Origin of the sequence: Saccharopolyspora gloriosae (assembly GCF_014203325.1) — a bacterium.
Lineage (GTDB): Bacteria > Actinomycetota > Actinomycetes > Mycobacteriales > Pseudonocardiaceae > Saccharopolyspora_C > Saccharopolyspora_C gloriosae.
The window spans coordinates 5,143,683-5,156,292 of sequence record NZ_JACHIV010000001.1; the positions used below are offsets into that span (position 1 = coordinate 5,143,683).

A 12,610-nucleotide genomic window follows, 5' to 3' on the forward strand; every position below is an offset into this window, starting at 1 on the left:
CCGGGACCGTTCCCGCGAGCCCGTTCAGCGTTCGACGAATCCCGTGCGGTCGCCCTTGGGGGCCGACCACTGCTCGGCGACGTGATCGACCTGGCCGGGGGTGTCGGTGGAGCGCAGCGCGGCGAGGAGCCGTTCGCAGGCGGCGCGCGGGCCCTCGGCGACGACCTCGACGCGGCGGGCGGGCAGGTTCGTGGCGCTGCCGACCAGGCCGAGCTCCAAGGCGCGCGCTCGGGTCCACCAGCGGAACCCGACGCCCTGCACGTGCCCGTGCACCCAGGCGGTCAAGCGGGCCTGCTCGGTGTTCGCGGAGTCGGCCGGGCCGGTGTCGTCGGTGTCGCTCACACCTCGCATGATGCCCGCCCGCGGGACCGCGTTCGCGGCGCACCCCGCACGCTCCGCGACCGCACATCACTCGAAGGTGTCTGAACCGGAGGCTTTCCCCGGGAATCACCAGCGCACGCAGTGGATCACCGCGGTGGAGCGCGGCACCCGGGCCGAACGGGCCTTGCCAGAGCGGCTACCGTGTCGCGAGATCCACGCGCTACGTCCGGAACGTCGACTTCGGTCCGAAACGGACGCCGCCGGTATCAGCGGAACAGGTTCGCCGGCCCGTTCCGTCGGGACTGAACGAGTGGGACACGATGGACCCTTTAGCACCTGAACCTGCTGCGGAGTCCGGGGATTCGCCCGGACGGCCGCGCCGCTTGGCCCTGTGGGCGACCACCGGGGTGGTCGTGGCGACGGGATTCGCCGCGTCGGCGGCGGTCATCGTCGGTGACCAGCAGCGCCACGACTCGGCCGAGGAGTACCCCGCGGTCGCGCCGAGCGCGACCACGCTGATGACGACGACGGGCTACCCGGGGGTGCCGCGGCCGGTCGGACCGCCGCAGCTGCTGCCGCCGCCCCCGCCGCCGGGCACGACCTCACCGGTGGACATCACCTCGACCGAACCGGACGAGACCAGCGATTCCGTCGTGCTCCCGCCGCCGGGCGACGATTCGTCGGCGCCGGCACCGCCGCGGCCGACCGGGCCGCCGGACACCGGGACTCCGGCCCCGCCGCCGCCTCCTCCGCCGCCCCCGCCGACGACGCAGCCGCCGACGAGCCCGCCGACCACGAGCCCGCCGCCCACCACTCCGCCGGACACGACGTCCCCGCCTCCGACGGAGACGACGTCGGGCGGTTCCGGTTCGCCGTCCGCCTCGCGCACGGACGAGTCGGCGCCGCCGCAGCGCTCCAGCGCGGAGTCCACCACCGCGCCGCCGACGTCGGCACCCTCCTCGGAGGCGTCCGAGCCGACCGCGCCGCCGGGTTCGTCCGGAACGCGCTGATCGCCGCGGTCCGCACCCGTTCGGACCGCGGCGATGCACCGATCGCCCGACACCGGTGATCAAATGGTGCATTCCCGCGTCCGGCTGCGGAAGTGACCCGCGGCGCCGTGCTAAATACAAGTCTCATGTCCCCGAGCACGCCGTACCCGAGGAGCCAGTTCCGCCGCCCGCCGAGTCCGGCGGTGCGCACGCACGACCTGACCTTGAGGCATCAGCGATGAGCGAATCAGAGGTGAGCCCCGCGGCCGGTGGCAAGCGGGGCCGCAAGCAGTCGCGGCCCGACCCGGCCGACGGCCCGGTCGCCGCGTTCGCCTATCGGCTGTGCGAGCTCAAGGAGTCCGCGGGCGATCCGTCCTACGACCGGATGCGCGGCGACTTCGGCGCCGCCGCCTCGAAGTCGGCGCTGTCCTCGGCGGCGCGCGGCCAGGACCTGCCGTCGTGGGAGACGTCCTGGGAGTTCGTGCGGAGCCTGGCGGTCGGAGTCCTCGCCCAGGACTCCGAGACGGTCCGCCGGGAGTGGCTGCGGCGGTGGGAGCACGCCCGCGCGGCGGCCGAGCAGCCACCCGTCCCGGAGGAGACCCCGGCACAACCCGAGGCGACGGTTCCCCCGGTGCGACCGGACGAGGAGCCCGATCCGGACTCCGGATCGGCAGGCGCGCGCCGCCGCGGCTGGATCTTGGCGGGCACGGGGCTCGCGGTCGTGCTGGTGGCGGTCGCGTTGAGCGCGTACCTGCTGTCCGGCCCGGAGCGGCCGATTCCCAGCGACGCGTCGCTGATGGTGCGCGAGACGATCGAGGACGGCACCCCGATCGCCGCGGGAACGAGCTTCGTGAAGTCCTGGGAGATGATGAACGTGGGCCGCGTCCCGTGGACCGGCCGCTACCTGGAGCAGACCGGTGAGCGGATCGGCGACGCCGAGTGCACCGCGCCGGAACGCGTGTGGATTCGCGACACTCCGCCGGGAGAACGGGTCTGGATCACCGTTCCGGTGCTGGCGGGCGACAAGACCGGACAATGCAAGCTCCCGTGGAAGATGGTGGACGAGAACGGTGATCTGTTCTTCCCGGATCAGGCGTTGCGGCCCGTTTTCTTCGACATCACGGTGACTCCGGCGGAGAACTGAGCGCACCGTTCGGAGGGGGCGCCTTCGTCCACCCGTCGCGAACGAAGGCACCCGCCACCTCTTCCCCAGGGGTTGATCTCCACGCCGACCCCCCAGATCGGCGCGTGGACTTCCCCTTTTTCCTGCGGTTCGAGTGATCGCCGCAGACATGCCAGGCGGACCTGACCCCCAGTGCGGCGATCGCTCCGGCACCCGATGAGCGGTCCCCCAGTGAACCGCCGCCGCTGCCGTGACGACTACGTTTCCAGGACTCGCCCGGCCCGCCAAGCGATCATTGGCCGGTCCCGCCGATTTCAATGTCCACGCAGGTCAACGAATTGACCAGGAGTCAAAACAGCCCTCAAGCCGGGTCGCCGCGCACCAGCAGGTCGGCGTGCGCGCGGGTGGGTGCGACGACCTCCGCGTTGCGCTCGTCGCTGCGCAGCACCCACCGCCGCGCCTCGTCCCTCGATCGGCCGTACCGCTCGTGGCGCGCGATGAGCCGGGAGAGGCGTTCGTCGTCGTCGGGTGCGAGGAACCACGATTCGTCGAGTAATTCCCGGACCTGGTTCCACGGCGGCACGTCGAGCAGCAGATAATTGCCTTCGGTGATCACCAGCGGTGTCGCCGGATCGATCGCGATGGAGCCGGAATAGGATTCTTCGACTTCGCGGTGGAATTCGGGCGCGTACACCGTCTCCGAGTCCTGCTCCCGGATTCGCCGCAGCAGCGCCACGTATCCGGCGGCGTCGAAGGTGTCCGGCGCCCCTTTCCGGTCCCGGCGGCCGAGCCGCCGCAATTCGGCTTCGGCGAGGTGGAATCCGTCCATCGGCACCAGCACGGCGGCCGAGCCCAGTTCGGCGAGCAGCGCGTCGGCGACGGTGCCCTTGCCCGCTCCGGGGGCTCCGGTGATGCCGAGGATGCGCCGCGTTCCGCCCTCGGCGAGGGCGCGGGCGCGGCGGACGAGTTCGTCGATGCTCACGCGTTCTTCCCCCCGCGCAGGGACGTTTCGATGTCCTCCAGGCTGCGGCCCTTGGTCTCCGGCAGCTTCCGGTACAGATAGCTGAGGCCGATGATCCCGAGCACGCCGTAGATCCAGAACAGCCCGGTCGCGGTGAACGCGTTGATCAGGGTGAGCACCGAGATGGAGATGGCGAAGTCCAAGCCCCAGTGCGTGACGGTGCCGACGCTGGATGCCTTGCCGCGCACCGCCGTCGGGAACACCTCGCTGTTGATCAGCCAGATGGCGAGGCCGAGGCTCGCCGCGAACGCCGCCTCGTAGAGCATCAGCCCCACCGTGAGCAGCGTCCCGAGCCCCTGCACGCTGGGCAGCAGGTACAGCGCGCCGAGCCCGAACAGCACGACGATGACGACGCTGGTGCCGCCGATGAGCAGCGGTCGCCTGCCGACCCGGTCGATGAGCAGCAGGGCGATCGCGGTGAACACCATGTTCGTGGCGCCGATGCCCACCGAGGACAGGATCGCCGCTGAGTCGCCGAGCCCGGCCTGCTTGAGGATGGTGGGCGCGTAGTAGATGACGGCGTTGACGCCGACGAGCTGGTTGGTGGCGGCGACGGCGACGCCGAGCAGCACGGCCGGGCGCAGCCGGGGCCGGAACAGGTCGCGGTAGGAGAACGCGTTCTCCTCGCGCATCGCCTCGCTGATCTCGACGAGTTCCGCTTCGGCCTCGTCCGGGGTGCGGGTGCGCAGCAGCGCGGCGCGGGCCTGTTCGGTGCGACCGCGCGAGAGCAGCCACCGGGGGCTCTCGCTGAGGCCGAACAGCCCGGCGAGCATCAGCAGCGACGGCACGGCGGCGAGCCCCAGCATCCACCGCCAGCCCCCGCTCTCGGCGAAGGCGTAGCCGACCAGGTAGGACACGAAGATCCCGATGGTGATCATGAGCTGGTTCATGGACACCAGCCGGCCGCGCAGCGCGGGCGGCGCGATCTCGGCGATGTAGGTCGGCACGACCAGCGAGCTCGCCCCGATGGCGACGCCGAGCACGACGCGCGCCACGATCAGCACGGCCACGTTCATCGCCAGTGCCGAGAGCAGCGCGCCGACGGTGAACACCACCGACACCAGCAGCAGGGTCCGCTTGCGCCCGAGCCCGTCCACGACCCGTCCGCCGCCGACGGCACCGGCGATGGCGCCGAGCAGCAGCGAGGCCACCACGACCTGCTGCATCCCGTCGTCGAGCCCGAAGGCGGGCGCGATGTAGAGCAGCGCGGCGGAGATGACTCCGGTGTCGTAGCCGAACAGCAGCCCGCCGAGCGCGGCGATGGTGGAGGCGCCGAGGACGGCGCCGCGTCCTCGCCCCGGGGTGGGTGGTGCGGAACTCATGGGCTGGGGGTCCTCCTCGACGTTTCCCGCGTGCGCGACGGCGTTCGGCCGACGAGACGCTAGAGGACTGCCGACGCCGTGACCAGCATTGCCACGGAATCGATGCACAGCAACCGATTGCCCGCCCGAAACGCCCGACTGATCACCAAAGCCACGGCGAGCAAACCCGCCCGGTGGCCGAAACCCGCGCCTTCGCGGCGAAGCCGTGCCTTGGGCTGCGAAGCAAAGCCTGCATTGCGGCCGAAGGCCGTGCCTGTATGTGCGAAGCACATAGCCCACGTCACAAAGGTGACAACCCGCGGGTTCTCAGTGGCTTCCTCGCGAGGACGGCTTTTTCCCTCGTGGCGGAGCCACTTGGGAAAAAGATCCCGCAGCGAGGAAGACACTGAGGTTCCGCCACCCGACCACCAAAGCAAAGAGATCAGTCATCGACGGTATCGTCGACGAGTTCCCGCACGTAGTCGACGAGGCGGCGGTTGTCGCAGGGGGCGACGGTGCTCCACTGCCTGCCGTCGCCGCTGGCGCGCACGGAGTGCAGGTAGCGCCCGTCCGGGGTGTCGTGGAAGCCGACGACGCGGTCGGAGCGCAGCGGTTTCGCCGAGCGGGTCGGGGTGTGCTCGACGCCGAACTGCCCGCGCATGCCCATGCCTTCGGCCATCCGGGACAGCATCTCGGCGTCGTCGGGTTCCACGCCGAGTCCGCGGAGTTCGTCGGCGAACGCGCGCATGTCCTGCCCGGCGCGCGCGCCGGCGTCCATCAGCACGTCGTGCGGCACGCTCACCGGCCGCCCGCCGCCCGCCGGTCCGTCGCCCGCGACGGAGACGACGGCTTCGGGCAGCGAACCGCCCCGCACCGGCGCGAGTTCGACGATGTCACCGTCCACGATGGTCACGAGCCCGGCGTTGCCGTTGGCGGATGCGAGCGCCCGGATGGAGCGGTCCGGCGCCCAGATCCGCAGGTCGACGGCGAGCTGCGGCCGGTCCAGCAGCACCAGCAGGTCGGCGAAGTCCTCGTCGAGCCGGTCCTTGCCGGGTTCGGCGAGTTGCCGCGCCCGCAGCTGCGACCACGCCTGCGCGACGATGTCGGCGCGCTCGGTGTGCGTGGCGCCCGGACTGGGCACGGTGAGCACGATGTGCCTGCGCTCGGTGAGCCCTTCCGATTCGCACGCCACGTCGAACTCCACCGTCGAGAGCACGATGGGTTCGGCGTCTGCTCCTGGACGCACCGTCAGCCCTTCTTCGGTTCGTCGTCGTCACCGGGCTCGCGGTCCGCGCCGAACACCGGCGGGGCCACGAGGCGGTTGTCGTCGAACGGCGTTTCCTCTTCGTAGTACTTGTTCTCGTGCTCGCTGTCCTCGCCGGAGCCGCCCTGCCCGCGGGTGGCGGCGGGGCCCATCGCGGAGCCGGGAGCGGGTTTGCTGGTGGCGGAACCGCTCGCGGTGCGCCCGGCCGTGGTGTCGCCCGGACCGCCGCCGATTCCGGAGGAGCCGCCGCGCAACGACCCGGCCTTGCCCTTGTCCGCGCCCGCGGAACCACCGCGCACGCTGCCTTCGGGAGTGCCGGCCTTGCCGCCGAGCAGCTTGCTCGCGGCGACCGCGCCGATCCCCGCGACGGCGGCGCCGCCCGCGCCGATGCCGAGGACGCCGCCGAGCCCGATGCCGCCCTGCTTCGGGTCGTCGTGCGGGTTGGTGTCCGGGTCGCCGCCGGTCCCGCGACCGGGCTCCTGCCTGCTGCCGCTGCGCCCACCGCTGACCGGGGTGTCGCCGCCTCCGCCGGAGCCACCGGCACGACCGCCGGTACCGCCGCCGATGGCACCGATCCCGCCGACGCCACCGGCGTATCCGGCAGCGCCACCCGCACCGCCGCCGGGCGAGGCGAACGCGCCGATCCCGGAACCCGCGCCCCCACCGGGCGCCGCGGCCTGCGCGGTGACGGCGGCGGGCTGCATCTCCGGCATGGGCTGGAAGCTCTCGGCCTGCGTGACCGTGGTGTCCCGGTACGAGTTGAGGGCCTGCTGCGCGACCTGCTTGCGGCCGTCGATCTTCTTGGCCTCTTCGTCGTAGTCGCTGGTGTAGCCGAAGACGCCGGCGCCCTTCTCGAAGATGTTCTCGGACTCGTTGTTCTGCATCTCGTTCTGGTTCGGCAGCGTGTTCTTCGCCGACTCGAACCCGCGCCCCTGCGCTTCCACGCTGGTCGCCGAGGTCGCCAACGGGTCCTGCGACTGCTGCATCACCGCGGATTGCTTGGCGGTGGCCTCCTGCGCGATGGCCCCGGCGTTGCCGGTCCACTCGATCTGCAGCTTGCCGAGCTCGGTGCGCAGGGTGTCGTCGAGCTCAGTGACGATCTGCGCGCACTGCTGCAGCGCGGTCGCGGCCTGGTCCATCGACTCCGTGCCGCGCCCGTCCTTGATCTTGCCGATCCAGTCCAGCAGCTCCGGGATGTCGAAGCCCTGGAACCGGAGGTTCCGGATCGGATTCAAATCCTCCACGCCAGCCCCCTCAGCTCGTTCAGCCCTGCGCCTGCAGGTTGGTCACCGCGAACTCCGCCGCCTGCTTGGCCTTCGCGCACATGTCCTGGTTCGGGACGGATCCCGCAATGGTCGGCGTGTAGAACACCTCGAGGGTCTGCCCGTCGGCGACGTCGACGTCCACTCGGCACCCCATTCCCTCGAGCCCAGCACCGTTCTGACCTTGCTCTGCCGGAAAACCTTGCACGGTGTACGTCGCTGCCGTTTCGGGAAACGGGTCCCCGGAACGTTCGACGGCTTGCGCGAGATCCATTGGCAAAGCCTGGACCTGAACGCCGACATCAGGATTCGCGCCAGGAAGGCTCAACCATCCGCACCCGACGTCCTGCCCGGTCAGCGGACTGGACCGGCCTACACCGACGGCTGCTTGCTGTTCGGGGGACAGCAACGTGCAGAGCTCCGCGCTCTGCTTACCGGCGAGCGCCAGTTCCCGAGGCCGTTGGGGAGCAGGCTGCGGCGCAGGTGACATCGAGCCCGAGGGCGGCTGATCCGATCCCTCGCCACCGTTCAACGCACATCCAGTACCGAGCAACCCGACCATCGAGAGCACGGCGGCACAGCGGCTCACACTTGAAAGCACTTGCACGTCTCCCTAGAACCGGGCTTCGCTCGACTTGAACGAGGCCTCGATCTCCTCGTCGGTGAAGCCGTACGCCTTCGCGGCTTCTTCCAGCTGGTTCGCCAGCTCCTCAACGCTCTCGACGTATGAATGCAAGCGTTCGAAGTGCGATTCAGGGCCCACCAGCAAGTTGCGGTTCCAGACGGCTGCGGCAGTGGTGCTGATCTCGTCGCGCGCCGACGCTTGCACCATCAGTTTCGTGCGGAGGTTCTGCAGCTTGAACTTCGCGTCCTCGGCCGCCTCCCCGATCACCCGGCGTGCTGCCAGGACGTTCTCCGGCGTGACGGTGATGGTCTGGCCCGGCCCGCCCGGAGCGGGGGGCGGTGCTGGTGCGGTCATCGCGGGGAACCCCCAAGTCGCGGCTGCTGATCACCAGTGCGACGCAGACAGTAGCAGCGCCGGTTCCACCCCCGACCGAACTTCCGCGAACTTCACACGGACCGCACAGCCGCCACCCGATCGGTCCTCCTCGACCGACCATGGTCCGACTCAGGGAGGTCAGCAGCTGCGGAACCGCCGAAGTTCACGCCGCGCCGCGGTTGGTCAACGTTGACACGAGGCTCTGTTGCCCCCGAACCCTTTTGGACCAGCCCACCTATGATGCCAAGTCATTTGGCGTATCACGTGAAAGTCGTCCTCATCGACGTTCTCCGGCGTCCCCAAGGCATCGACTTGTTCCTTCATCGGCGGGCGAGTCACGTTGGTATAGATCCGAACGTGGGCGATCCCGCACGGAAAGGCTTGGTTGCTGCCCCACGCTTGGCGCAGACCGGCGTTCACCAGCACGTCCCAGGAATCCGCGAACAGGTCCAGGCGGATCTTTCGAAGCGCCTCGAACAGGTTGTCCTCCTCAGCGCTGTACTGGCCGAACGGGCCGGTGCGCCGCAGGTGCACGCCGCCCCTGTCACGGCGGCCCCACTCCGCCAAAGTCCTCACCCGCTCCTTGTTCTCTCTCGGCACACGCCCGCGCACGTAGATCTCTTCCGCGTGCGGAAGTACTTCGTTCCGCTGCTGCTCGGTGGGCACGCAGGCCGGTACGTATCCACCAGCCTCCGCAGGCTTCACCGCAACGTTCCGGATCGCGTCACGGTCAGCTTTCGTCCGCCTCTTGCCATGGCGCATCGACTCGATGACGTGCCAATACTCTTCCCTGTCACCGGATCCCGTCTCCGCACCGACTTCCCAGTTCTTTCGTAAAGTCCACTGCAACCTCGGGCTGTATTCGTAGTCGAGCTCTGCAGACGCGGTCACGTCCAATGCGTCGACCGGATCCGCGTCCGGCGGCTCGCCGTACTCCCGAAATATCCGGACCTGGTCGACCGCACACGGATGCTCCTCGGTAGGCCCCCAAGCGGTGATCAAGGAAGCGTTCACGAGAACGGACCAGCCCCAGCCGTCGTCGTGGAGGTCGGCGCGCAACACCATCAGCGCAGAGAACACGTCGGCGCCGGGCGAGCTGACCGTCTTCGTCGGGAGTTCCAATTCGACATGCACGCCGGTTCCGAGGCGCACCCAGGTCAACCGGGCCTTCTGGAACACCAAAGTCCCAGCATCGGTCGGGGCGGGTCCGTAGACCTGAACCTCGCGGACGTGCCGCTGAGCAGGCTCGGGCTGTGCCATCACGTTCGTTCTGTTCCTCTCCGAACACGCCTGCCCACCACCTGCGCGATACTGGGTCCGGGCATCCGACATCTAGGCGTGCCGTGTTGCTCGGCTGCGGGACTCAAGACTTCCGAGCCTGGAACGCCCTTCGTTCCCGGTCGTACTCGGTCCAGCTCCATTCGCCCGGCCCCACTCGCCCGGCCCACTCCTTGCGCCAGAGCAGCTGCTCGTCCACAGAACCCCCTCCGATCTCACCCAGGTCGTCGGGTAACGCCAGCGCGTGCAGCGAATACGGCTCCGGCGGACGGCCGAACGCCGGATAGATGCGGACTTGGTCGATGTGGCACGGGTACCGGCGGGTGGAGCCCCACGCATTGCGACGGGAAGCGTTGACCAAGACATTCCAACCGTGCTGCTGCAGGTCCGAACGCATCCCGAGCATGGTGGAGAAGACATCGCGCCCAACACTGGCCATGTCGCCCACAGGTAGGACGATGTCCACAAGCACCTCGCCGTCCGTGGTGGGGAACCACGTGATCTGGGCCGATTGGAGTGCCCACTGCTTCGGGTCCTGCGGTGAGGGTCCGTACACGGGAACCTCGCACGACTGCGACGGCCCGTTCTGGATCGGCTCGCTTTGATCGCTCACAGCTCTCATCTCAATCTTGCTTCCAGATCGCGGATCTGCTTGCGTATTTCAACGATGTCCTCTCGGTGCTTCGCCAAATCTTGCGGCCGATGCTGCTCCAGTTCGGTCTGGTAATCGCGCGCCTCCTCATTCGCCTTGTAGAGACGCTGCAAGTTCTCCTCAGCAGCCGCCCGCCAGGACGCCGACGGCGGTTCCGCTGCACGAGGCGGTTCCGACTCGGGGGTGCTCGGCCCGTCACCCGGGTTCATCGGGTCGAGCACGTCTTCGTCCATCCAGTCGGGACGGCCCCTGGGGAAGTAGTCCTCGTCCGGGGAGTTGCGTTCGACGGGTTCCGGTTCCGGTTCGGGTTCGGGGGCCGGGCGGTTCTCGTTCAACCGCGGGCCGTGCTCGTCGTAGCCGTAGGGCGGGTCGAAGTGGCTGCGCTTCTCCACCGGCGGCGCCCCGTCGAACGGGCTGCCCGAGGGTGCTTCCGGGGCGAGTTTGCCGACTCTGCCCACTTTGCCGCCGAGTCCGGCCGCTTTCGCGCCCGCGCCCGCGCCGCCGCCGGCGACGGTGGTGCCGATGTTGGTGGCGGCTTTGCCGAGGGCGGCGGCGGGGTCCTTCTTCCACTCGTCGAGGGAGCCGATGGTCTGGCCCCAGCCCTCCTTCGTGGTGACCATGTGCACGATTCCGGCGCCCGCCGAGAATCCGGCGGAGATCGTGGCCGCCGGGTCCGTCATCAGGTGCAGGGGTTTCGCGGCCATCCCGAGCACGCCCATGCCCATCTCGCCGACCGCGCCGAGCGCTCCGCCGGTGAAGCTCTTGTACGCCTCGAAGTAGGTGCCGCCGGTCGCGCGGGCCATGTCCGCGAGACGTTCCAGCACGGACGGGTCGGGGGCGCTCTCGGCGGCCTGCTTCAGGGCGGTGCGGGTGGCGGCGCTCGCCGAGCGGAGTTCGCTGCGCGCCTGGTCGAGGATCGCCTGCGCTTCGGCCGTCTTGGCCGCGCCGGGGTCTTGGAAGGGCGCGACCCGATCTTCGGGACCGGCCGCTTTCACCTGCGCCGCATGGGCTTTCTCCGCGCGGGCGCTGTCCTGCTCGCCCTGGCGGTGCAGTTCGATCGCGCGGGCCGCCTTGTCCTGCGCGGAGCGCAGCGCGTTGCCGTGGTCGGTGAGCGCCGACGCCGCCTTGCCGAACGCGGCGGCGGCGACGTCCCAGCGCTGCTGCTCGTCGCGCACCGTTTTGCGGTAGGCGTCGGCGGCCGGGCCGGTCCAGGCGTGTTCGGAGTCGATGCGCCGCACCGCGCCGAGCCCGTCGGCGATGCGGCGGAGCGTGTCGGCCTTGTCCCCGGTTCCCGCGACGTCGCCGGGCACGAGTTCGGTGGGGTCGTCGGTGTCGCCCAGTTGCGCCGCCATCAACGATCATTCCACTCGCGCAGAGCGGGGTTCATGACCTCGGCGCCGGCCTGTCCCGCCGTCCACAGGTCGTCACCGACCTGGCCGAACGACTCGCCGACTTCGCCGAGCTCCTCGCCCCAGCCGCCGTAATCGGGCCTGGCGGCCTCGCCCAGTTCGCTCCAGCTCATGTCGCGGGCACCGGCGACCTTCTGCTGATCAGGTGAGGCGACGGTCATGTAGATCTCCTTGAACAGTCCCGAAACCTCGTCGTCCTGACCGCGGTACTCCCGCACGACTTCGGTGAGCTGGTCGGCCATTTCCTGCCCGGTGCGCAGCAGGCTGCCCAGGCCGTGCTCCCACTGGAGGCAGAACATGGCGAGCGCGCCCCGCACCTCGGAATCCTCACCGAGGTCACCGGCGCTGAGCGCCAGGGCTTGCAATCCGGCGCCCGAACCCGCGTCAGCGACGTATCCGCCACCGGGGATCAGGTCGGACAGCGCCTGCACCGTCTGCTCGTGTCCCGCGATCACCGCGTCCAGCGCGGCCGGGTCGATCCCGAAGTTCCCCTCAGGCATCGCGCACCTCCTGCGCCGCCAGCACCAGCTGGTGCTGCTCGCCGGAGTCGACGACGACTCCGACGCTCGGTGGCAGGTAGTGCTCGAACAGCCGCTTCGCGGGCAGCGACACGGTGTTCACCGAACCGTCCGCGTCCGCCATCCCGGCCGCACCGGCGTAGTCGGCGACCCGTTGCCGCGTCGAGAACACGGGCAGCCATTCGCGACCGCCGAGCAGCACCGTGGTGGCCTCGGCGTGCAGGTGGACCGTCGCGTTGCGCAAGGTCGAGAGCAGCAGCGTCGGGTCCGGGCGTTCCTCCGCCGCCTGCCAGCGGCGCGCCGCCAGCACCAGCACCGGTTCGGGTTCCGGCGGAGGCGCCGGCGCCTGCTCCGGGGGAGGCTTAGGAACAGGTCCGAGGAGATCCCCGGACAGCGTCAGCACCTCACGCATCCAGCACCGCCAACATCCTGACCAGCACGTTCATCCGCGTTCTTCCCTTCCGCACCGCCC

At 69.9% G+C, this 12,610-nt stretch carries 14 protein-coding genes; 1 reads left to right on the top strand and 13 read right to left on the bottom strand.

The features are described 5' to 3' along the window. Window positions 1–24: 24 nt before the first annotated feature. Both BJ969_RS22350 and BJ969_RS22355 read right to left on the bottom strand, forming a co-directional pair. Window positions 25–342 (bottom strand): acylphosphatase, encoded by a 318-nt coding sequence (locus BJ969_RS22350; RefSeq protein ID WP_343071544.1) that lies wholly within the window; start codon window positions 340–342, stop codon window positions 25–27. A 511-nt stretch (window positions 343–853) separates the two neighbouring features. Further along, window positions 854–1,384, bottom strand: coding sequence for a hypothetical protein (locus tag BJ969_RS22355; protein ID WP_184481754.1), 531 nt, complete (start codon window positions 1,382–1,384; stop codon window positions 854–856). A gap of 164 nt (window positions 1,385–1,548) precedes the next feature. Here BJ969_RS22355 and BJ969_RS22360 point away from each other — a divergent pair, with 164 nt between their 5' ends. Continuing rightward, window positions 1,549–2,454 (top strand): NBR1-Ig-like domain-containing protein, encoded by a 906-nt coding sequence (locus tag BJ969_RS22360; protein ID WP_184481756.1) that lies wholly within the window; start codon window positions 1,549–1,551, stop codon window positions 2,452–2,454. Between the two features lie 340 nt (window positions 2,455–2,794). Here the strand turns inward: BJ969_RS22360 and BJ969_RS22365 are convergent, their stop codons facing one another. From BJ969_RS22365 to BJ969_RS22415, 11 genes are all read right to left on the bottom strand, one after another. Then, a complete protein-coding gene (locus BJ969_RS22365; protein WP_184481758.1) occupies window positions 2,795–3,415 on the bottom strand; it encodes a nucleoside/nucleotide kinase family protein in 621 nt (206 codons plus the stop codon). After that, a complete protein-coding gene (locus tag BJ969_RS22370) occupies window positions 3,412–4,776 on the bottom strand; it encodes a sugar porter family MFS transporter (protein ID WP_184481760.1) in 1,365 nt (454 codons plus the stop codon). The genes BJ969_RS22365 and BJ969_RS22370 overlap by 4 nt, the downstream gene beginning before the upstream one ends. Window positions 4,777–5,197: 421 nt before the next feature. Continuing rightward, entirely contained in the window at window positions 5,198–6,001 is an 804-nt protein-coding gene (locus BJ969_RS22375) for an ESX secretion-associated protein EspG (RefSeq protein ID WP_184481763.1), read from the bottom strand. Between the two features lie 2 nt (window positions 6,002–6,003). Continuing rightward, complete coding sequence (locus BJ969_RS22380) at window positions 6,004–7,263, bottom strand: PPE domain-containing protein (RefSeq protein WP_184481765.1); 1,260 nt, start codon at window positions 7,261–7,263, stop codon at window positions 6,004–6,006. 19 nt (window positions 7,264–7,282) lie between these two features. Then, entirely contained in the window at window positions 7,283–7,843 is a 561-nt protein-coding gene (locus tag BJ969_RS22385; protein ID WP_281398682.1) for a DUF3558 domain-containing protein, read from the bottom strand. 51 nt (window positions 7,844–7,894) lie between these two features. Beyond that, window positions 7,895–8,260, bottom strand: a complete 366-nt coding sequence (locus BJ969_RS22390) for a hypothetical protein (protein WP_246457051.1) — start codon at window positions 8,258–8,260, stop codon at window positions 7,895–7,897. A gap of 204 nt (window positions 8,261–8,464) precedes the next feature. Then, a complete protein-coding gene (locus tag BJ969_RS22395; protein ID WP_184481769.1) occupies window positions 8,465–9,541 on the bottom strand; it encodes a hypothetical protein in 1,077 nt (358 codons plus the stop codon). A gap of 103 nt (window positions 9,542–9,644) precedes the next feature. After that, on the bottom strand, window positions 9,645–10,172 hold the full coding sequence (locus BJ969_RS22400) for a hypothetical protein (protein WP_184481771.1): 528 nt from the start codon (window positions 10,170–10,172) through the stop codon (window positions 9,645–9,647). Window positions 10,173–10,177: 5 nt separating this feature from the next. Then, window positions 10,178–11,563: a putative T7SS-secreted protein gene (locus BJ969_RS22405; RefSeq protein WP_184481773.1), complete on the bottom strand. Its 1,386-nt coding sequence runs from the start codon at window positions 11,561–11,563 to the stop codon at window positions 10,178–10,180. Next, on the bottom strand, window positions 11,563–12,120 hold the full coding sequence (locus tag BJ969_RS22410; protein ID WP_184481775.1) for a hypothetical protein: 558 nt from the start codon (window positions 12,118–12,120) through the stop codon (window positions 11,563–11,565). The genes BJ969_RS22405 and BJ969_RS22410 overlap by 1 nt, the downstream gene beginning before the upstream one ends. Next, window positions 12,113–12,550 carry an SseB family protein gene (locus tag BJ969_RS22415; RefSeq protein WP_184481777.1) on the bottom strand — a complete coding sequence of 146 codons (438 nt, stop codon included), beginning with the start codon at window positions 12,548–12,550 and terminating at the stop codon, window positions 12,113–12,115. Before BJ969_RS22415 ends, BJ969_RS22410 begins: the two co-directional genes overlap by 8 nt. Between the last annotated feature and the right edge of the window lie 60 nt (window positions 12,551–12,610).